23 protein-coding genes are annotated in these 19,467 nt (G+C 51.5%); 9 read left to right on the top strand and 14 right to left on the bottom strand.

Translation table 11 applies throughout. The annotated features are described in order from the left end of the window. Positions 1 to 54 precede the first annotated feature (54 nt). The 8 genes from P186_RS14635 to P186_RS10390 all read right to left on the bottom strand — a co-directional run bounded on the left by P186_RS14635 (position 55) and on the right by P186_RS10390 (position 5,230). On the bottom strand, positions 55 to 147 hold the full coding sequence (locus P186_RS14635; RefSeq protein WP_338050690.1) for a DUF3195 domain-containing protein: 93 nt from the start codon (positions 145 to 147) through the stop codon (positions 55 to 57). A 2-nt stretch (positions 148 to 149) separates the two neighbouring features. Continuing rightward, a complete protein-coding gene (locus P186_RS14670; RefSeq protein WP_014289449.1) occupies positions 150 to 353 on the bottom strand; it encodes a DUF3195 domain-containing protein in 204 nt (67 codons plus the stop codon). Further along, positions 353 to 1,621 (bottom strand): replication factor C large subunit, encoded by a 1,269-nt coding sequence (locus P186_RS10420; protein WP_014289448.1) that lies wholly within the window; start codon positions 1,619 to 1,621, stop codon positions 353 to 355. The genes P186_RS14670 and P186_RS10420 overlap by 1 nt, the downstream gene beginning before the upstream one ends. Continuing rightward, positions 1,621 to 2,610: a replication factor C small subunit gene (locus tag P186_RS10415; RefSeq protein ID WP_014289447.1), complete on the bottom strand. Its 990-nt coding sequence runs from the start codon at positions 2,608 to 2,610 to the stop codon at positions 1,621 to 1,623. The genes P186_RS10420 and P186_RS10415 overlap by 1 nt, the downstream gene beginning before the upstream one ends. Before the next feature lie 29 nt (positions 2,611 to 2,639). Next, the gene (locus P186_RS10410) at positions 2,640 to 3,311 is read right to left on the bottom strand and encodes a 30S ribosomal protein S7 (RefSeq protein WP_148682979.1); all 672 of its coding nucleotides are present in this window, start codon (positions 3,309 to 3,311) and stop codon (positions 2,640 to 2,642) included. A 313-nt stretch (positions 3,312 to 3,624) separates the two neighbouring features. Beyond that, positions 3,625 to 3,846 (bottom strand): helix-turn-helix domain-containing protein, encoded by a 222-nt coding sequence (locus tag P186_RS10400; protein ID WP_014289444.1) that lies wholly within the window; start codon positions 3,844 to 3,846, stop codon positions 3,625 to 3,627. Between the two features lie 65 nt (positions 3,847 to 3,911). Continuing rightward, positions 3,912 to 4,286 carry a hypothetical protein gene (locus P186_RS10395; RefSeq protein WP_014289443.1) on the bottom strand — a complete coding sequence of 125 codons (375 nt, stop codon included), beginning with the start codon at positions 4,284 to 4,286 and terminating at the stop codon, positions 3,912 to 3,914. 167 nt (positions 4,287 to 4,453) lie between these two features. Then, a complete protein-coding gene (locus P186_RS10390; protein WP_014289442.1) occupies positions 4,454 to 5,230 on the bottom strand; it encodes an ATPase domain-containing protein in 777 nt (258 codons plus the stop codon). Between the two features lie 62 nt (positions 5,231 to 5,292). Between P186_RS10390 and P186_RS10385 the strand changes: the two genes are divergently transcribed. Beyond that, a complete protein-coding gene (locus P186_RS10385) occupies positions 5,293 to 5,676 on the top strand; it encodes a hypothetical protein (RefSeq protein ID WP_014289441.1) in 384 nt (127 codons plus the stop codon). Here P186_RS10385 and P186_RS10380 read toward each other — a convergent pair. Further along, positions 5,657 to 6,346, bottom strand: coding sequence for a molybdenum cofactor biosynthesis protein (locus tag P186_RS10380; RefSeq protein ID WP_148682977.1), 690 nt, complete (start codon positions 6,344 to 6,346; stop codon positions 5,657 to 5,659). The two genes, P186_RS10385 and P186_RS10380, sit on opposite strands and share 20 nt — an antisense overlap. A gap of 161 nt (positions 6,347 to 6,507) precedes the next feature. On the opposite strand from P186_RS10380, the gene P186_RS10375 reads away from it, so the two are divergent. The 5 genes from P186_RS10375 to P186_RS10355 all read left to right on the top strand — a co-directional run bounded on the left by P186_RS10375 (position 6,508) and on the right by P186_RS10355 (position 10,775). Further along, on the top strand, positions 6,508 to 7,782 hold the full coding sequence (locus P186_RS10375; protein WP_014289439.1) for an FAD-dependent oxidoreductase: 1,275 nt from the start codon (positions 6,508 to 6,510) through the stop codon (positions 7,780 to 7,782). Beyond that, positions 7,779 to 8,069: a ferredoxin family protein gene (locus tag P186_RS10370; RefSeq protein ID WP_014289438.1), complete on the top strand. Its 291-nt coding sequence runs from the start codon at positions 7,779 to 7,781 to the stop codon at positions 8,067 to 8,069. Before P186_RS10375 ends, P186_RS10370 begins: the two co-directional genes overlap by 4 nt. Before the next feature lie 3 nt (positions 8,070 to 8,072). Further along, entirely contained in the window at positions 8,073 to 8,867 is a 795-nt protein-coding gene (locus P186_RS10365; protein WP_014289437.1) for an electron transfer flavoprotein subunit beta/FixA family protein, read from the top strand. A 2-nt stretch (positions 8,868 to 8,869) separates the two neighbouring features. After that, positions 8,870 to 9,913 (top strand): electron transfer flavoprotein subunit alpha/FixB family protein, encoded by a 1,044-nt coding sequence (locus tag P186_RS10360; protein WP_148682976.1) that lies wholly within the window; start codon positions 8,870 to 8,872, stop codon positions 9,911 to 9,913. Positions 9,914 to 10,004: 91 nt separating this feature from the next. Next, on the top strand, positions 10,005 to 10,775 hold the full coding sequence (locus P186_RS10355; protein WP_014289435.1) for a DNA polymerase sliding clamp: 771 nt from the start codon (positions 10,005 to 10,007) through the stop codon (positions 10,773 to 10,775). 81 nt (positions 10,776 to 10,856) lie between these two features. Here P186_RS10355 and P186_RS10350 read toward each other — a convergent pair whose 3' ends face one another. Genes P186_RS10350 through P186_RS10335 form a run of 4 tightly spaced genes read right to left on the bottom strand, consistent with a single transcriptional unit; the run spans position 10,857 to position 14,080 of the window. Then, the gene (locus tag P186_RS10350; protein ID WP_014289434.1) at positions 10,857 to 11,207 is read right to left on the bottom strand and encodes a hypothetical protein; all 351 of its coding nucleotides are present in this window, start codon (positions 11,205 to 11,207) and stop codon (positions 10,857 to 10,859) included. Then, complete coding sequence (locus tag P186_RS10345) at positions 11,204 to 11,626, bottom strand: succinate dehydrogenase/fumarate reductase transmembrane subunit (protein WP_014289433.1); 423 nt, start codon at positions 11,624 to 11,626, stop codon at positions 11,204 to 11,206. Before P186_RS10345 ends, P186_RS10350 begins: the two co-directional genes overlap by 4 nt. Then, a complete protein-coding gene (locus P186_RS10340) occupies positions 11,623 to 12,333 on the bottom strand; it encodes a succinate dehydrogenase iron-sulfur subunit (RefSeq protein ID WP_014289432.1) in 711 nt (236 codons plus the stop codon). Before P186_RS10340 ends, P186_RS10345 begins: the two co-directional genes overlap by 4 nt. Before the next feature lies 1 nt (position 12,334). Continuing rightward, on the bottom strand, positions 12,335 to 14,080 hold the full coding sequence (locus tag P186_RS10335; RefSeq protein ID WP_014289431.1) for a succinate dehydrogenase/fumarate reductase flavoprotein subunit: 1,746 nt from the start codon (positions 14,078 to 14,080) through the stop codon (positions 12,335 to 12,337). 104 nt (positions 14,081 to 14,184) lie between these two features. Here P186_RS10335 and P186_RS10330 point away from each other — a divergent pair, with 104 nt between their 5' ends. Next, positions 14,185 to 14,787 (top strand): hypothetical protein, encoded by a 603-nt coding sequence (locus P186_RS10330; protein WP_014289430.1) that lies wholly within the window; start codon positions 14,185 to 14,187, stop codon positions 14,785 to 14,787. 38 nt (positions 14,788 to 14,825) lie between these two features. Continuing rightward, on the top strand, positions 14,826 to 15,263 hold the full coding sequence (locus P186_RS10325; RefSeq protein ID WP_148682975.1) for a bis(5'-nucleosyl)-tetraphosphatase: 438 nt from the start codon (positions 14,826 to 14,828) through the stop codon (positions 15,261 to 15,263). Here the strand turns inward: P186_RS10325 and P186_RS10320 are convergent. Continuing rightward, the gene (locus P186_RS10320) at positions 15,256 to 19,032 is read right to left on the bottom strand and encodes a S8 family serine peptidase (protein WP_014289428.1); all 3,777 of its coding nucleotides are present in this window, start codon (positions 19,030 to 19,032) and stop codon (positions 15,256 to 15,258) included. The two genes, P186_RS10325 and P186_RS10320, sit on opposite strands and share 8 nt — an antisense overlap. Before the next feature lie 78 nt (positions 19,033 to 19,110). On the opposite strand from P186_RS10320, the gene pth2 reads away from it, so the two are divergent. Then, positions 19,111 to 19,467, top strand: coding sequence for a peptidyl-tRNA hydrolase Pth2 (gene pth2, locus P186_RS10315; RefSeq protein ID WP_014289427.1), 357 nt, complete (start codon positions 19,111 to 19,113; stop codon positions 19,465 to 19,467).

Raw genomic sequence — 19,467 nt, 5'->3', positions numbered from 1 at the left:
TATAAATACTTTCAGATTACATAACTTGTAATAAATAGATGTATTCTAAAAGTATCAGCCAACTCTGCGCACGAAATACAGCCCGCCGACTGCAACGACTACACAACTACTACACTCCGGCCTCTCCCTAGATACATAATCATATATTTCTATATTTTTAATAATTTTTTAAAATAAAATAAATTTAGACATTCACCTAAGTAAGTAGTAAAAGTATTGACATAGACAAAACCAGGCTTTATTACCTCACATTTAACAGACTGGTCATAGTAATACAGGCAGTCGCATAAATCCCTGGCCACGACCTTGTCTTTCCGTGGAGCCGTCCTAATAAGTACGTGGCCCCTCTCCATCAGAGCAGGGTTCTAATATCTACAGCGCTGATGCCCAGAGATTTACTTAATTTCTCCACTACACTAGGGTTGGCTTTCGACAGCGCTGAAAGTACATACAATATCTCAGACCTGACAGCCGACTTGGAAACATGTAAGTTCTGTGCTAGGTATTCAACAAGCGCGTCCCGCCTCCTCCGCGCCTCTCTAGATCTAGCCAGTAGGAGAAGTCTCTGTGGGAATCCATATCTAATAAAGGGAGGGAGCCTTGGCTTGTCTTTTATTTGAGAAACCCCACCGAGGGCGAGCTCCATGGCATAAGGCAGAAGCTCCCATTCCTGCATCCTCTTTATTCTTCCAATAAACACGTCGGCTTTGCTAAGCCGGTCATACGCCGTCGACATCGCCTCAAGATCTTTGTACACAACTGGGATACTTTCAAGAGCCCATACGAAGTACTGCTCCCAGTCAAAAGACGGGTTGAAAGACACGGCACGGGCCTCGTCAAACCAACGCGCCTTGTAAACGCGATCCAAAATCTCGAACATAGAAAGCTGTGGATTTCTCTCCCCCGCCCTCTTTATATCATCTAACACCAACATCTTCCTCCCGCCTGTTAGGTACATCTGTAGATCATTAATAGCCGCACGTAGGTCGCCCATAGACGACTTTGCGATGCTTCTCAAAGCCTCATCTTCACATTTAGCCCCCTCGTTGACGCATATCCTTCTCAATACCTCAACCACCTCGTCTTCAGAAAGTCTCCTCAAGTTAACCACAAGCGAGAGATCTCTCAAAGGCCTGAACTTTGGATCGTAGGGGTTATTTGCGGTCATGACTATGGGAACCTTCGCCGTCTCCACTATGTCGATAATAGCCTCCAGCCCCCCCTTATCTTCTTTTACATGGAGGCCATCAACCTCGTCAAACAAGACTATCTTGCCCTCGTAGCCAAAGAGAGAAGACTCCCTCAACCCACTGCCCACTACCTGCCTCAGCCTCTCAGCAGTTCTCACATCACTTGCGTTAAGCTCAATAAGCTCATATCTAATTTCTCTCGCCAAGGCGTGGACTATTGTAGTCTTGCCAACCCCAGGAGGGCCTGCTAAAAGAACGGCCCTAGCCTCCGTAATCTCCCTGTCCTTTTTCTTAGCCCAGCGCGCACAGAACTCCTTAGGGGCCTTGAATTTGGCGCATATCCAAGACGCCAAGACGTACTTCGCCTCCTCCTGATTCACAATATCTGCAAAAGACTTGGGTCTGTACTTCTCCACCCAGGGGAGGGGCATTATCTCTTTTTCTGCTGGGCAGGGCTCGGCCTAATCCGCCTCCCCAAGGCACCTAACTTACTTAGTAGATAAGTCAACTGAATTTCTTCATCCGCTCCCTGTGTGAGTCTATAATCGATGTCTGCCAGCAACTCGGCGATCTCCGCCTTAACATCATCATCAAGCGCCATTCGTATAAGTTCTCTCTGGAAGGCTCTTATGAAGTCGACACCTGCAACGCCCTTGAGGTACATAAGTTCTCGGAGCTTCTCCCGGGCCTTTGACACGTCGCCGCCGATTGCAAGATTAAATAGCTCAATAATATCTGAGGGCTTTATAGTAGCCGCGGCGGCGGCTACGGCATTGGAGTCAACAACTTTATTCGTAGCCGCAACCACTTGTAGGAGGTTTATAGCCTTCCTCATATCTCCCTCCGACAGTTCATATATTATGTCAATGGCGTCGTCCCTAAGCTCAACACCCTCACTTTTTGCAATGAGCCTGAGTCTTTCTGCCATGAGATTCTTCGGCATGGGTGAAAACCTAAAGATGGCGCATCTAGAAATAATAGGATCGATTATACGTGATACATAGTTTGCTAGTAGTATGAATCTTGTGTTTTGTGCGTATATTTCCATTATTCTGCGTAGTGCTTGTTGTGCGTCTGAAGTCATGTTGTCTGCTTCGTCTAGTATGACTAGTTTAAAGGGTGCCTTGCCCACGGGCGCCGTCCGCGCGAATTCCTTTACTCTCTCCCGAATTACATTTATCCCTCTCTCGTCTGATGCGTTGAGCTCCAGCGTGTTCTCCCGCCAGTATTCACCGTAGAGTTCTCTAGCCAAGACAAGGGCCATGGTGGTCTTCCCAGTGCCGGGAGGGCCGTAGAAGAGGAGATGCGGCATGTCGCCGCTCTTCACAAAACCCCTAAGCCTAGCCTTAACCTCCTCCAAATCCACCACCTCATCAAAAGAACGAGGACGATACTTCTCAAACCAAAACAACTCAGCCATGTGGCAGAGATGTTGTCTGTTAAAAACAGTTAACGCGAGGCGGCGGCGATGCGTTCTAGCTCCTCACGCTTCCTCACGGCGTAGCTCTTGGGATCATTCGCCGCCGCCGCAACGAGCTCGTCGGCGAGACACTCCTCTATCGGCTTCGGGTTATTAAACGAACAAGTTCTTGCGCCCTCCGTAATCCAGCGGAGAGCGAGATCAAGACGCCTTTGTGGAGATACGTCTACAGAAACAGAATAAGCTATGCCGCCCATAATTATCCTCGTGACTTCCTCCCTCGGGGCCGTGTTGATTATTGCGTCGATGAAAACCTGTAGCGGATTTCTACCCGTCTTGTAGTACACCAGCTCAAAAGCCCTCTTGACTATGTTATACGCCTTGTGCTTCTTGCCGGCGTTTCTCCCCGGCCTCATCATGAGGTTTATAAGTCTCTCCACGATAGGGATCCGCGCCTTTCCAAACCGCACATTTTGAAACCTCCCCTCAGTATGTGGAAGCATCACAGGCTTTAGACAGATATACCTCCTCAGACCGGGATCTCTCACCACCACCTCTTCATAACTCCATTTACCAAACAGTAGAACCGGCTCGCCGCCGAGAGTCTTAACATCACGTGGACACTCCTCAATTATGGGCACATCGCCTACGTACTCCACTCGGCTACTCTTAGGAAGTTGCTCTCCGAAGATCGTAGACATACGCTAGGCTAGGTTTCAAGGACTTTAAAAACTTTTGAAAATCACTTCTCGGACAATATCGTAGACACTAAGCGCCTAATCCCCCTATACTCCCCCTCCACGCTGTTCAATATCTGTCGATAAATCTCCGGGTAAGGTACGCACTCAGCCTCCGCGATCTTACATGCAAGACTTAGCAAATAAGATGGGGTGCACTCTACGCGGTACTTCTCCCCACGCCACACGACAGTACAACCATCCCCCACGTCTACGCCTCCTCTGTATGTTAATATTGCTTCTCAAAATATTTTAGAGAGGTAAGAGTAGACTGAAACTAATTCATTTTCAGCTTCCACCTAGTGTTGCACCGATTTCCTCCAAAACAATATCCTAGATACTCCACGACCCCCTCTCTCCTGAGGCGGGCCAACACTGCAGCGACAGAGCGTCTATTAACCCCAAGCATTTTTGCAATATCTGCACTACTTAACTCTCCATACTCCCTCAAGAGGTTTATGATCTGCTCTGCCAACCTCTGGGTTGCAAAATCCCTCACGTATCTGTTAACACTACAGATATTTATACCTTATGTATGACAAGGCTAAAAATGTCTAGTGTGGATTAAACAAGCCGATGAGAGAGGTCAGAGGATCTGACAGGTGACGATCGGCTTTTTGACGAGGCTAATATCCTCAGAACAGCCCTAGCGGCAACGGAAAATTCGCCTAGCTCTCTGAATATAGAAGTCGCCCTTCTTATAAGCGTTTTGGGAACAGCCCTATCGGGCTCCCCATCAAACCAAACGTAGCACCTCCTCAACCAGCATATCTGTAGGTAATATAACACATCATCCTCTAAGTCAAACTCAGCCTCGGCTTCGAACAACCCACGTCTCACGTATATATATTCACCGGTGACCTCTTCCCCACGCTTAATAACCGTCTTCTTTATAACGAGCCCACCACGGCGCACCAGCACAGCTAACTCCTCCGACACGTATACGTAAACGATAAAAACTAAATCAACAACGCATACCCGTAGGAATTATGGTTATAATATGATGACGACGGGATATGGAGAAAGATGACGAAGAGAACCCAGCTGAGTCACGGGACACGGTATACGAACCCACGCCTAGAAGTTCGCCAATCCTCTGTGCTAAGTTACAGAGTTGGTAGATAGGTGACGGGTACGAGGGGCTCTTTAATCTGGCCCTTTACTACAATACCCATTTTTGGGACTATTTCTATCTCGTATATGCCTGGGTGGACGGGGCTCCACCTCATCTTTCTTACAAACATCACCCTCTTGAAGCTTCCATCTCTCGCCTTTGCAATTCCCATAATGAAAACGCCGGTTGCTAGAAACTCCTCGACGCCGTATCTACTAATAGCGCCGGAGCCAGACGGGATTTCCGTCGTGATTATGTTAGTGGTGCCTATCTCCCTCTCAATACTCATGACAAGAACCCTAATGTACTCCCTCAACACCTGGACATCCTTATCAAGCGAGACCAGCGGCGCAATTGGGTCAATAACCAGCCTCTGCGCGTTCAACGCCGCCACGTACTCCCGTATAGAAGCTACAAGAGATTTGGCGATGGCGGTGGGGTCCTTCTCCCTAATGCGCTCCACAATATCCATCTCAGGCACTAAAACCTCTATCAGCCCCCGGGCCCTCAGATCTTCAATATCCCAACCAAACCTCCTAGCCCCCTCCACAAACTGCTCATATGTCTCGTCCACGGATATGTATATTCCAGGCTCCCCATATTTAAGAGCCCCCTGTAGAAGAAACGTCAACGCAGTTAGCGTCTTGGCGGTGCCCGTCTCCCCAGAAATTAGATATGTCCTCCCCCTTATAAACCCCCCTCCAATTATGGCATCGAGACCATCAATCCCCGTCGGAATAGTCTCGTAGTAGAGGTGGTACTCCGACACAGACAGAAACTAAGTGCACTTATATATACTCTTCTATTTAAATCCCAGAAGCCTATTAATTGGTGGAGGCGAAGCTAAGAGAGAGCGTCAGGAACGTGAGCAAGCTACGCGTCTACGCGCTGGTCGAGTCCACTATTCCGGAGATGAGCAGAGAAATCGGCGAGTTCCTATCAGAGGCCATAGCCAAACCTATCGAGGTTAAGGCCGGTAGCATCAACGTGGCCATGACATTTCTATGGAGCCTAATAAACAGAGTCGCTAAGCACCTCGAAGAGGCGGGGGAACAGGTACTTGACGTAGAATTCACCAGGGGGAAGACTGTTATCATTACTAGAAGCGGATATGCCATAAACATAGTGGTTAGGATGCGGCACAACCAATACGTCTCTGAGATAGAGGGCGTCGTAGAGGTAGAGGAGTCTCCGTTTAAGATTGAGGACTTCTAGGCACGCGTCTGCCGTCGCCAAGCACCCAGTACTCCCCATCGCTTCTCTTTTCGAGTTTAAAAATCGGAACCTCGTGCTTTACCCTCTCCAACGCCTCTCTAGCTATTTTAAACGCGACGTCTCTACTAACCGCAGACACGAAGACGTACACCGTGTGGTCGCCCGGCCTCAACGAACCAGCTACATGGTAAATTCTAGCCTCGAGCACCCCCTCCTGACTCCTAGCCCACTCCTCAATCTCCCTTATTTTGTGACTAGCGTGGGGCTCATAGGCCTCGTACTCCAATATATTTACGGTGGCGTCGCCCACCCTCCCCTTGACATAACCCACGAAAATCACCACCCCCCCTCCGCCTCTCGGCGCAGTCTTTTCAATTATGTCAACAACCTCCCTGTTTAAATCTACAGGTTGGCTAACCACACCGCCGCCGCCACTCACAGGTGGCATCAACGCCACCTCGTCCCCCTCCCTCAATACGTAGAAGTTGTCGAGTGTCCGTCCGTTTACCAAGACCAGCAACTCCTCTTTGAAAACCTCAGCTTTTGGATACTTATTAAAAAACCAGTTGATTAACTGACCTAATGTGTAGCCAGGCGGAACGTCTAACTCTTCGGAAATTTTGCCAGTTACATCTCTTAGGGCTGAGAAGTACTTAAGACGAATTTTCACGGCATAGAAGGTGTTAGGCATTTTTAAAAATGCTAACACCAGATCTGGAGCGGCATTGCGTCGAGGTTGTTTTCCAGAATCTAACTCACATATATTGATAGAAATTCTAATTCGCCTCTTGACGAGATCCATATATATTTATCTAGACAAGCCCTGTTGCTATGAAGTTCGACGTGGCTATAGTAGGGGCTGGACCCGCGGGCCTCGCCGCCGCATACAGACTCGCCTCTTCTGGTTTCAAGGTAGTAGTCTTAGAAAGGGGGAGGGAGCCAGGGGCCAAGGAGCTCTACGGCGGCCGTATCTACGCGTACTGGCTTGACAAGTACCTGCCCGAATTCCGCAAAGACGCCCCCGTCGATAGGTGGGTTAGAAAGGAGAGAGTATCTTTCCTAACTGAAGACAAGGCTTTAACAGTGGAACTTGCAATAACTCAAAAGGAAAAGACCAGTTTCGTAGTGCCACTAGTCTCCTTTGTATCTTGGCTATCTAAATTGGTACAGGGCGCCGGCGCAAAAATCGTGACGGAGGTCACCGTAGACGCCTTGGTAAAAGACGAGAAGGGAAAAATTACTGGGGTACGGTCGGGGTCCGACGTCTTGCAGGCAGAGTATGTAATCGATGCGGAGGGGGTTAACCGTCTACTTCTAGAACGCGCTGGGATAGTGAAGAAGCTAGAGCCGGAGCTGGTTGCCGTCGGCGTAAAAGAGGTGTTGAAATTTGAAAACAAGAAGGTGCTTGAGGAGAGGCTGGGCCTCGACGAAGACGAAGGCCTTGCGTGGGCGTTAGCCGGCTATCCCACAGAGTATCTGCCCGGCGGCGGATTCATCTACACGTACAAAGACTCCCTAGCGCTCGGCGTCGTTGTGTATCTAAAGAACTGGGAAAAGCTGAAAACGCCGGTATACGACCTAATTGAGAAGTTTAGGCTACATCCCTACATTGCGCCTCTTGTAAAGGGGGCCACTCTACAGGAGTATGGGGGACACATGACGCCGGTGGCTGGGATTAATATGTCGCCTCCCCGTTACTACTACGACGGCTTGTTAATTGTAGGCGACGCCGCTGGGTTTCTACTGCACACAGGCGTGTTGATACGCGGAGTCGACTTCGCCATCGCCTCCGGCGTATTAGCCGCCGAGGCTATCAAAGAGGCGAGAAGCCCCTCAGCCGAGGATCTGGCAATTTACGAGAAAAAACTTAGAGAAAGCTTCGTCTTGCAACAACTTGAGAAATTCAGATCTGCGGATCGTCTGCTAGGCGACGAGTCTCTATTCAGAGATCTTACTCTTTTATCCACAGAGGCGGCGTACAGATACTTCAACATAGACCACAACCAGAGGACTATGTTTGAGGCTGTACGTGAGGCGTCGAAGAAGACACGTGTTAGTGTGTTAAAGACAATGATAAATATGATAAGGATGTTAAGAAGCCTATGAGCTTGAAGTATTTTACCATAGAGGAGCGGCTCAACGCCAACGCCTGGGATGTCGACATACACAGACCTCACATAAAGATAAAGGACCCCGATAAGTGTAGGACATGTGAAAAGAAGCCATGTACCTACATGTGCCCAGCGAAGTGCTACGTCCAGCAGGGCGACTACATAGTATTAAGCACAGAGGCGTGTGTCGAGTGCGGGACCTGCCGCGTGGTGTGTCCACACGGCGCAATTGAGTGGAACTATCCGCGATCCGGAATGGGGATTTGGTATAGGTTCACCTAGGATATGAAGATCGTTGTTTTCACAAAGGCAGCTGTGCCTCTCTCCTCGGCGATAAGAATCGATCCAAAGACCGGCACTCTGATAAGAGAAGGCGTGCCACTCACAGCAAACGTGTGGGATAGAGACGCCGTGGAGTTTGCCCTGAAACTTAGAGATCGATATGGGGGCGAGGTGATAGCCCTATCCATGGCGCCGCCAAGCGGGATCCCGGCCTTAGAAAGCTTGATAGGTATGGGCGTTGACCGGGCCATCCTCGCCTCGGATAGGGCATTCGCGGGTGCTGACACCTGGGCCACGGCGCACGTGCTCGCCAAGACAATCGAGAAGTTTATTCCAGACTACGATTTAATAGTTACTGGCGAGGAGACTATAGACAGCACCACGGCGCATATAGGCGCGCAGACGGCGAGCTGGCTGGGGGTGCCATACGTCTATTACGTATATGACGCGGAGATAAAGGGAAGGACAATTGTAGTTCGCCGCTTCTTAGAGGACGAAGGTGTTGATGAGGTTTATGAAGTGGAGATGCCTGCTGTGGTATCTGTGCTAAAGGGTTCACAAGTGCCGAGAGAGATTAGCCTAAGCCGTAAGCTCGCTGCCAGGGAACGTATCCAGACAATTAGTAATAAGGAACTAGGTCTAGATCCCGAGTGTGTTGGTCTACGAGGTAGCCCCACTGTGGTCGCCGGCATGGCGCCTGCTGTGTATCCGCCACGTAAGAAAATAGTGTTGCAAGGCGAGTCTGGCGAGGTCGCGAGAAAACTAGTCGAGGCGTTAAAACAGGAGGGTATATTGTAGCTATGACCTGCAAGCTTTGGCCTCCGGTAAACAAGGAGGAGTATAAAGGTGTGTGGGTCTACCTTGAACGGGATGGCGACAAGAGGCTGAAAGACGTGGGTTTGGAGTTGCTGGGCAAGGCCAGGGAGTTGGCTCAGAAACTCGGAAACTCCGAGGTTGGCGGCGTGATTGTAGCGGGTAGTGAAGAAATGGCCCGTGAAGCCATTTATCACGGCGCTGATAAAGTCGTAATAATCGACAACCCGGATCTAAAGACGTACACGCCTATGGAGTACGCCGAAGCCATCGCCCAAGTTGTGCAGAAGTACAAGCCAGAGATCTTCCTCATAGGAGCCACAAAGCGGGGTAGGGAGCTTGCGGCGTATATCGCAAACACTTTGACAACGGGAATAACAGCAGACTGCACCGCGCTGGAGGTAGATCCCAAGACCCGCGACTTGTTGCAAATACGCCCCACATTCGGCGGCACACAGCTAGCCACAATAAGAACGCCCCAGCGGCGCCCGCAAATGGCAAGCGTCAGACCCGGCGTGTTTCCAAAACCACAACGTGATACTAGCAGAACTGGAGAAATTATCGTAGAAAGAGTAGAGATACCCACCAGAAGGACACGTTTAGTATCTATCGAAAAGAGAATAGAGAGAGACATCGCAGATCTACCTCCTGTCGAATCCGCAGACGTTGTAGTGGCGGGAGGCAGAGGCCTGGGCTCCGCGGAGGGGTTTAAGCTACTAATAGACCTGGCCAAACTGCTCAACGGAACAGTAGGCGCGTCGCTTATGGCGGTGCGCGCCGGCTGGGCCCCCCACACTAGGCAGATAGGCCAGACAGGCAAGACAATACGCCCCAGGCTATACATAGCGGTTGGGATAAGCGGCGCCATACAGCATCTAATGGGCATCACAGAGGCCAAGACAATAGTCGCAATAAACCCAGACCCGCACGCGCCAATTATGGAAAACGCCGACTACGCCGTGGTAGGGGACTATAAGCAGATCTTACCAGCTCTAATTGAGGAATTAAGAAGGCTGAAAAATCAGCGTTAATACCACTCTTCACACATCAGCGATCGGGGTCCTCCTCACTATTACATCACAGCCAAACACAGTTATTTATTTCTGCAAGTTAGCAACTTCTATGAGTGCAAGAGCTTTATTCCCAAAGGGCAAGGAGCCCCGCTATGCCTTTGAGGTCCTTATCAAAATGTTGCCCGAAGCTGTGCTCAGCTTCTCTAGCGATGGCATAACCCTCAAGGCGCTTGACCCCACTAAGACCACGCTCTTCGACTTGAGATTCAACGCCACTGCTTTAGAAGACTACTTAGTCGAGGAGGAGACCAAGGTGGGGCTTATCTTTACCACAATCAAAGACGTAATCAAGCGTGTAGGCGCCACAGAAAAGCTGGAGCTCGAGGTTGACAGGGAGAGAAACCGGTTTTCGCTCTACATATACCCCAAAAGAGGTAAAGACGCCGGCCTAATAAGGCGCTTCTCCTTCCCCATAGTACAGGTTGTTGAAGAGGAGATACCTGAGCTGGCTGTGTCTTTCGACGCCTCTTTTGAGATAGACTCAGATGTACTAGACGACACCTTGTCCATGGTTGCTGGGGTGTCCGACTGGGTGCAGATAGCAGTGGCTCCAGAGAAGGTATCGTTGAGGGGTGTTGGGGAGGGCGGTAAGGCATCCGAGACAGAGTTGGGCTTTGACAGCGAATCGGTGTTCAATATATCTGCCGAGGAACCCGTGTCTGGGAAGTATACTGTAGAGATGCTTAGAGACATCAATAGCAAGATGAAGAGCATTTCAAAACGCGTAAGGGTAGAGCTCTCCTCAGGCAAGCCAATAAAGCTCACTTATGAATTCACAACAGGTACATTCGTGGTCATTGTAGCCCCAAGGGTGGATTGAAGATAAAAAGAAGAACCTATTCAACTTCTGTGATGTCAGCTGGTATTGCTGATCCGTGAAGAAAGACACCAGTTCTGATCCTCAAGTGACAAACACGAGCACATAGAACATAACCACGCCTGTCACTACCATTACGGCATTAGTAATAAAATCAAGTATCCTTCTCCCCTTCTCACTCTTCACAAGCTCGCCTAATATTCTCCTCATGCCGTGAGATCCATGTACTACCCAGTCAACGGCAACTATAGCCCACACTAAGCCCCATCCTATCTTGACAAAGGCATATGGTATTATGACCAGCGGATGCGTAGACAACGCCTTGCCTAGCGGTATGTAGCCCAGCGCCATCGCTGCGATGATCACCGCCGGCATTCCTATTATCATTATAAAGGCGCCGATAATTAAGACGAGGCGCTCAGTGCTCCCCCTCATGGCCACACCTCGGAACCATATAGTATTAAGTACAACCCCAGCGCGGTGCCTATGATTGTTCCCACTACTGTAAGCGCTACAAGCAGTAGATGTAACGTGGATGTTCTCAGCGCAGGCACCGGCCTTATGGGATCGCGCCGGGGCCACCCCTTTATGATCCCCAGCTCTATCAATATTATCCTGAGGCCATTTATGCCGTGGAAAAGTATCGAAAATACAAACAAAGTAGCCAGAAGCTTGCCTAGAGGAGTCATGTCCAGCTTCAGAGCCTCCTCCCACGATCCATGTATCAGCACGAGATAGGGTCTTGGGAATATGTAAAGCACCAGGTATATAGCTGTTAATCTATGTATCGCGAAGAACAGCCGCTCGTAATTGACACTTCTGAACCACTCCCCAATGCCTTTACCAGCCCTCATGGCCTCTTCTTCCTTAGTATTGCGGCTTTTAATAGCTGTATTGCATATCCCGGATCCACGCCGCGGGGACACACGGCGCTACATGTATACGCCAGGTGGCACGGCCACACACCGTCCTCTGTATCGATCAACTTCTTTCTCTCCTCCCACCCCCTGTCCCTACTGTCGGCGCTCCACCTATACGCCGCGTTCAGCGCCATAGGACCGAGGAACTTGTCGTTAGATCCCAGTATTGGACACGCAGCCATACACAACCCGCACTGGATGCAGTATGCAAAATTATAATACCTCTCGAGCTCCTCAGGCTTCTGGCCAAACTCCTTGTCACTCTCATATACCTCCTTTACATCTCGAATTATATACGGCTTCACAGCCCTCACCTTTTCGAAATCTGGCTCGAGATCAACTACGAGATCTTTAACAACATTATGGTTCCAAAGCGGCTCCACTACGATGTGGCTATCTCCCAGCTCTGAGAGTAGCGTCTGGCACGCTAGACGAGGCACGCCATTTATCACCATTCCGCAAGATCCGCAGATGGCCATGCGGCAACTATAACGAACCGCCAGTGTGGGGTCTTGTTCCTCTTTTATTTTAACCAGTATATCGAGTACTGAAATCTTTTCCGAGGGCACTTCGACTTTATACTCCTGCCACCAGGTTCTCGATCCGTCGAATTTCTTCACCTTGACGACTAGAGACTTCATGTTAATACCTCCTTTCCTCCGGTTGCCATTTAGTTATTGTAACTGGCGTATATAGTAACTTCAACTCGCCGCCGTACATATAGGCAACAGTGTGCCTAAGCCAGTTAACATCATCTCTCTTCGGGTAGTCTAGCCGGTAGTGGGCCCCCCTAGACTCCGACCTCGCATAGGCGCCAATGCCTACAACCATTGCCAAATCTAGCATGCCGTCTACCTCAAGCGCATCTTTCAAATTCTGGTTGTAAACACGGCTACTGTCAACAACTCTGAAGGAGGAGAACTCTCTGAGTTTTTTAAGTTTGGCGAGGCCCTCCGCCATGGAAGAGCCGTGTCTAAATGGCCCGAAGTGCTCCTCCATTATGTCGTTCAGCTGTTTCTTCACCTCGTAGGGAGAGGGGGCGTTCTGCTCTTTATGTAGAAGTCTATCGAATATGCGGCTTTCTTCGCCTTTCGCGACGTCAAGTAGCTTCCCGTCTGGGGCGGGGAGTCGCGAGGTCTCCAAGACATATTTAGCGGCTTGCTCTCCTGTAAGTCTGCCCCAGACGGAGCACTCGCTTAGCGAATTAGAGCCGAGTCTGTTAGCGCCGTGGATGCTGACAGCCGCCGCCTCGCCGGCCGCCCACAGGCCCCTAACCCATTTGCCGTCAGCCGTCAACACGCGCCCCCATGTATCTGTATGTATCCCCCCCATTGTGTAGTGGACAGCCGGCCTCACCGGGATGGGCTCCGATAGCACGTCGATACCGGCGTACTTATGAGCAAGCTCTCTGATAAACGGAATACGTCTGTTAATCTTCTCCTCACCTAGGTGCCTGAGATCCAGCCCGACGTAGCACATACCTGACTCGTGCTGGAACCCCCTCCCCTCCATACACTCCGTCAATATGGCCCTCGACACTATATCCCTGGGGGCGAGCTCCATCCTCTGGGGGGCGTATCTTTTCATAAAGCGCTCTCCCTCCTTGTTTATTAGATAACCCCCCTCGCCCCTGGCCGCCTCGCTTACAAGTATCCCGCTAGGGACCAGGGCTGTGGGGTGCCACTGGACAAACTCCATATCCTTTATGGCAAGCCCAGCCCTCAGTGCGTACCCTAAGGTCTCGCCAGTGGTGGAGTGCGCCGTGGTGGTGAAGCGGTAGAGCCTGCCGGCGCCCCCAGTCGCGATAATCCCAGCCTTTGCGTAGAAAAATTTGAACTCCCCCCTCTTTAAGTCGTACGCGGTGACGCCCCTAAATTCACCGTCTTCAATAATGAATTTGGTTACGAAGTGTTCGTGGTATACGTTGATGTTGTCGAATCTCCTGGTTTCTGAAAACAGCGTGGACATTATGAAAAACCCCGTCTTGTCGGCGGCGAAGGTGGTTCTGGGAATCGACATCCCTCCAAAAGGCCTCTGCGAAATCCGGCCATCTGGCTCCCTGCTCCAGGGCACGCCTATTCTCTCGAGATATCTCACCTCCTTAGGCGCGTACTCCACGAGAATCTGTACGGCGTCTTGATCTGCTAGGAAGTCGCTACCCTTAACGGTGTCGTAGGCATGTAGCTCTAGCGAGTCGCCGGTTTTATCGGGATAGAGAACCGCCGACATGCCGCCTTCTGCAGACAAGCTGTGGCTACGCATCGCTTGTATCTTCGACAAAATTGCTATTGATATCCTCCCGCCGCTGGCCCACGCCGCCGCGGTGGCGGCCCTTAAACCAGCAATTCCAGAGCCGACTATAATTAGGTCGTACTTCAAAACCTCCATAATAATTCAGTACGTTTGAGATAATTAATTATATTTCGACAGGAGCCCAAAGCTTATTCATCTACACGGCGGCAAGGTTTAAAACTACAGATCCAAAGGGGTTAGTGGCTTTATCTGTTGCGTGGATAAGACGTGAGGGTGTAGATCTCTGCGAGGGACAGGTGCTAGCTAGGTGTTGTATAGGAGAGATATGTGCAGATGTGCCGATAGGCGCCGACGTGGCGCCAGGCGTTTACCCGCTCGAAGAGGCGGCAAAGTCACCAAGCCTAAGGATATGTGTTGAGGTGCTAAATAGGCAAAAAGAAAAAGGACTGCGGAGAATAGAGGTGTGCAGACAAAGAGAGTCGGAGAAATGCGCCAAGAAACTCGCTGAGCAGATACTTCTGAAATACGGAGGACCAATCCTCTTGGTCGGGTTCAGCGACGGCGTTGCCAACACGTTGCTTTCTTTTACCAACGGCGCGGTCGCCGATGCCGAGGGCAGACTCCATCCCTACGAATTTGTAGATGTAACTAACCCGCACAATTGGGTTGAAAAGGCGCGCGTGGTAGTCATCGCGCCGGGGGCGTTGCAATATGTAGACATAGCTGAACTTGTAAAAAAAGCAAAAGAGCTAGGCAAGCCCGTGGTAATGTACGGAGCGCTGTCAGCCCTCTACAAAGACCTGGGTATAGAATATTTCTGTCCATACGGTTTAAAAGTATAGTAAAGCAAGACATATAAGCCAAACACAACACTACCTGTGTGAAATTTTACGAACGCTCAGCCGGCGCCGTAGTGTACGCCATAGACAGCCGCGGCGTACTCTACCTACTCCTCCACGGAAAATACGGCTGGGACTTCCCCCACGGCCTAGTCCACCTATACGAAACTGACGAAGCCGCCGCACTCAGAGAGATACTAGAGGAGACCGGGCTTAAGGTAGAGCTAATACCTGCTTTTAGAGAAGAAATCCGCTACAAGTACTCCAAGCGGGGCCGCACCATCTACCGAGAGGTAATATACTTCTTAGCCCGCGCCAGCGACAGAGACGTAACTCTCTCAAAAGAACACGACGCATACATCTGGGCTAACAAGGAAGAGGCGCTCAAACTTATTTCACGCGACGAGACAAGAGCCGTCTTGCTCAAGGCGTGGAGAAAAATCCTGGAAATAGAGAAGCTAATGGAAAAAATTAACTAATTACAGAGACACCCTCAACGGCGTACCACGGATACCTGTAGAACTTATCACCGCTGATCCTAGACCACACAGCGTTCTCCGGCGAATACAGCAGAGCCACGTAGTCCACGAACACTGGCAACCTGATGAAGTACATGCTGAACCGCAAGTCGCCGCCAACTGTGGCCATAGGCACAACCAACCCGCCGCCTAGCACCGAGGCAGACTTCAGAGCAAAGAGGTAGCTAATAGGCGGCCTGCTCAGCACTACCCTAACATATGGAGACGTAGTTATAGTAATCGGGCTGTCTCCAGTCTCTATAAACGGCCGCACTACGCCGCCTATCGCCTCAGAGGTGCCGCACCCGCCATAGAGCGAAGTTCTGGCGACAATGGCGAAGCTCCTAGCACCAGCCACTGGATACGAAGCAGACATAGTCTGGTACAGCAACCCCGGCGCCACTATAGGAACCGCGAAAGACGCGGCGGGCAACGCCAGTACCTTGGCCTGTCCACCGACGCCAGTCCAGTTAAACTTGCCAGAACCCAGATATCTGTGATACGTCACGCCTTGGTTCCAGAAGTAGCCAGCGAAGAAACCGCTGTCCGTAACTGTATATAGAATTAGTGACGTGTTGATGCATCTCCACCTGAAGTCCACATACAAGCCCCTTGCCAAAGTTGGGGTAGAGACATAATAGACTCTCCAGTCGCCGGACTCATACCTCCACGCCCAGTCGTTGCCTCCCCTCACCTCGCTGGCGCTGTACCAGCTGTCAGATCTCCCAGAGGTGAGCACGTACGCGGTATTCACAGGCACGACGGCCCGCACCACGTAGCTCAGCGGCACCACGTAAGAAGTGCCGTTGACATTAAGCACGATCAGCCTCTCATAAACCGTGGGAGCCGCATTGGAAGGCGGAGTAACCCTCACAACAAACGTATAGCGCTGACCTGGCGCAAGCGTATAGGCGCTGGGCGTTATGCTTGCATCTGGAGCCGGAACTCTCTTATACGCCACCACCTCAAGGGTGACTGGCACAGATGCTGGGTAGGGCGCCGTGACAGGTCTAATATCTATTCTCAAAACAAGCCTCTGGCCGGGTCCTAGCTTAGCCGAGAGTTTTGACACGGGCACCTCCACGGCGGTGCCGCGCTGGTAGCCGTAGTTTATCCACGTAAGCTCGTTGACAGCAATACGGCCGTCGCCGTTGAGATCCGTCCAGCCGAATACCCACAGCACAGGCCTCACGTTGTTGACGTAGTCAAACTCGGGATCAAAGGCTGAGAAGCTGTAGGCAATTCTAAACACCACGAGATCTGCCTGTCTCAGCACGTCCTCATCAGAGCCTAGTAGTTGCATCGTGAAGTACCCGCCAAGTGTCCCCACAGGTATGTTCAGCGTAGTGGTCTTCCTGTAGATTGGTGCAAGGGTCTGCACGGAGGCGGATACGGCGAGTCTAGAGCCTACTGCAGTTACTGTTAATGTGCCGACTGCTTGTCCGCCGGGATTTGCAGTGAGGTACATACTGGTCATGCCGAGGGACGGCTGGGGGACGCCCGTCTGCAGATATGCGGCCCACTGTGGGGTTAATACGTTATTCATTAAGTATCCAAAGTATAGAGGTATGTTGACTCTCCACTGGAAGCTCCAAGAATCGCCGAGATTAACGACAGAGTTAGTCTGGAAGAGGGCCACCGGCGACCTGGGCGCGGGGAGGCCATAGTAGGCGCGGGCGGCTATGACGGCCGCAGTTGCGTTTACAAAGCCGTGGCCAGCAGTAAACGGTGTGTAGCCAATATCAATTGCTGTGCTGGCTATGAACTGCCTCACGAGGAACGGATCGACAGCCGCTGGGTCAACCTTATCAGCCACCGCGCTCAGCACAAGCGCGACTACGCCGGCGGTTAGAGGCGTAGCTTGAGAAGTACCGCCGAATATGTCCCAGTCCTCTGGTATGCCGTAGTAGTACCTGCCCCACCCAACTGGATAAGCCGCGATTCCAAATGCGCCTATATTGACAACATCGGGCTTTACATAGCCCGCGACCGTTGGCCCCCTTAGGGACCAGCTTATTATGTCGCCCCATCTAAATCCGTAGAAGGGGGTGCCGAGGGCTAGCCAGAAGTGGCCGCTTGTCGCAGCGCCGACCGTAATGGCGCCCGCCGCCGCGCCGGGGCTTGTAATTGTGCCAAAGCCGTAGCCGCCGTTTCCACCTGCATGCACCACAACGATGCCTGGGTAGTTCCTGTCGAGGAACCCCCGCGCCGCCAGGGCGTTTATCACCGCGGACTCAAAATCGTAGCCGAACGCGGCGTAGTCGTAGATAAATTCAGAGATCCCCCAGCTGTTGCTAATGACGTGGGCCCTTTTTTGCCTAGTCCAGTACCACTGACCGTCTTGGTTGACGTCAAAGCCGGCGGCCCACATCATGCCAGCCTCAACCATGCCCCACCACAGACCCTTTACGCCGAGCACCTTGGCCCCAGGCGCGATGCCTCTAAGCCTCTGCTGGCCTAGGTAGCCGAGGTCGTACACAGCCCTCCCCCTCCCAGCGGCTACCGAGCTACAGGCGGTGCCGTGGCTATTGAAGTCGTAGAATATGCTTAGGTAGTTGCCCGAAAGGTCCCAGCCCGGGTAGAACTTGGCGTATACATCTAGCCACAGCCCCCAGTCGTAGAAGTAGCCCCCGGCGACGCCGAGGCTAATAGTCGGCGCCGTTGGGCTGTCTACTATGAGTCTATTCCCGAAGTACCTCAGCTCCGGGTCGTCTGAGAAGTTGCAGTTGCTGTTCAAGTCGACACGCGCCGCCGTGTAGACCCCGGGCTGGTCAGGGTCGTACATCACCACACCTACCTTTACGACGCCGCCGTACCACGGTATGTAGAGATAGGTCATGCCAAACTTGTAGACACCACTCTTACTTACCAAGCCGGTGACAGCGTAGTTACAAGCGGCGTTAACGATGTTTACCATCGGTCCGTCTATTACATAAAATGTTTGGCCGCTCGTCTGCAAATAGCCCCCAGAAGCTGTGAAGCTCTGCAGGAGGATCACCTGTGACTCGTCTGCGTCGAGGGCGAGGGGCTCGACGCTGGCTACCTGAACAAGTGGCAGTGTTGAAGTCTGCCCCCGTAACGTCTTGTACTGCAGTGATCCTCCAACTAGGGCGATCGCGGAGGCTATGATCTCTTTGCCGTCTGTAGTTTTAATGAGCCAGGCTAGGGCGTCTTGGAGGTCTGGGTGTCCGTAGTCCACACCTGTGTCCACGATGGCGATAACTACGCCGGTGCCGTTCACGCCGAAGAGTTGCTCAACTCTGCTGGCGCCGATGATCTCCCTCATTACGGGAAGAGTGGGCTGTGGGGTGCCCCCTCCCTTTTCTAATAGGCTAGCGACATCGGTGAAGAAATCTCTCGGGGGTATCTCCGGCATGACCTTTACGAAGATGGACTCGACGTGGGGTGACTCCACTATAGACTTTAAAGCGCTGGCCGGGCCTTTATAGTATAGCGTAGCGGAGGCGCCGTCTAGCCTACCCCGGAGCTCTAATCCGTTAATGGACACGGTCGCTACTTTCACCTCTTTTCCTAGTACTCTAGCTGTCTCTATCTTAGGTGTTGTCTTCCACTGCGAGGCAAATGTGTACACATCCGACACCTTGACTTTTGCGAGGATTGGCGTGTCTGTGTCAAGTATCGCCGGATTTGCTCCTGAGATTTTAACTGTCTGAGCAAACGCGAGAACTGTTGTGATTAGCAGAACTGTTAGTAGATATTTTCCGTTCATAATCAATGAAACTTAGACTATATTTAAGTATTACGACTATACCTCTCGTTTATATACTGGACCTATTTTTAGGTATATGTGAAGATGACAATTGTAATTAGGAAGGATTTGAAGATCTCTTGTGGTAAAGCCGCGGCTCAAGCAGGTCACGCGGCGGTTGAATGTGTCTTATTGGCCATGGAGGATGCGAGGTGGCGTAGGTGGCTCGACCAGTGGCTGGGGGAGGGCCAGAAGAAGGTGGTGCTGGCCGTGGATGATGTTGCCCACCTCTATCAGCTACATGAAAGAGCGAAGGGGCTTGGCCTCCCAACGGCTGTTGTCGTGGACGCAGGTCTCACGGAGGTGCCTCCCGGAACTCCAACGGCGATTTGCGTGGGGCCGGGGCCGGATGAGCTGGTGGATAAGGTCACAGGCTCGCTTAAGCTCTACAGGTAA

This window comes from Pyrobaculum ferrireducens (assembly GCF_000234805.1).
Lineage (GTDB): Archaea > Thermoproteota > Thermoprotei > Thermoproteales > Thermoproteaceae > Pyrobaculum > Pyrobaculum ferrireducens.
Note: the sequence above shows the minus strand (reverse complement) of the source record. Positions and strands in the feature narration are given on the sequence as shown.

Coding starts and splice junctions, on each gene's coding strand:
- P186_RS10355 (WP_014289435.1), top strand. CDS start 10,005: ATGAGTGCAAGAGCTTTATTCCCAAAGGGCAAGGAGCCCCGCTATGCC.
- P186_RS10375 (WP_014289439.1), top strand. CDS start 6,508: ATGAAGTTCGACGTGGCTATAGTAGGGGCTGGACCCGCGGGCCTCGCC.
- P186_RS10370 (WP_014289438.1), top strand. CDS start 7,779: ATGAGCTTGAAGTATTTTACCATAGAGGAGCGGCTCAACGCCAACGCC.
- P186_RS10320 (WP_014289428.1), bottom strand. CDS start 19,032: ATGAACGGAAAATATCTACTAACAGTTCTGCTAATCACAACAGTTCTC.
- P186_RS10345 (WP_014289433.1), bottom strand. CDS start 11,626: ATGAGGGCTGGTAAAGGCATTGGGGAGTGGTTCAGAAGTGTCAATTAC.
- P186_RS10415 (WP_014289447.1), bottom strand. CDS start 2,610: ATGGCTGAGTTGTTTTGGTTTGAGAAGTATCGTCCTCGTTCTTTTGAT.
- P186_RS10365 (WP_014289437.1), top strand. CDS start 8,073: ATGAAGATCGTTGTTTTCACAAAGGCAGCTGTGCCTCTCTCCTCGGCG.
- P186_RS14670 (WP_014289449.1), bottom strand. CDS start 353: ATGGAGAGGGGCCACGTACTTATTAGGACGGCTCCACGGAAAGACAAG.
- P186_RS10340 (WP_014289432.1), bottom strand. CDS start 12,333: ATGAAGTCTCTAGTCGTCAAGGTGAAGAAATTCGACGGATCGAGAACC.
- P186_RS10350 (WP_014289434.1), bottom strand. CDS start 11,207: ATGAGGGGGAGCACTGAGCGCCTCGTCTTAATTATCGGCGCCTTTATA.
- P186_RS10410 (WP_148682979.1), bottom strand. CDS start 3,311: ATGTCTACGATCTTCGGAGAGCAACTTCCTAAGAGTAGCCGAGTGGAG.
- P186_RS10335 (WP_014289431.1), bottom strand. CDS start 14,080: ATGGAGGTTTTGAAGTACGACCTAATTATAGTCGGCTCTGGAATTGCT.
- P186_RS10360 (WP_148682976.1), top strand. CDS start 8,870: ATGACCTGCAAGCTTTGGCCTCCGGTAAACAAGGAGGAGTATAAAGGT.
- P186_RS10420 (WP_014289448.1), bottom strand. CDS start 1,621: ATGCCCCTCCCCTGGGTGGAGAAGTACAGACCCAAGTCTTTTGCAGAT.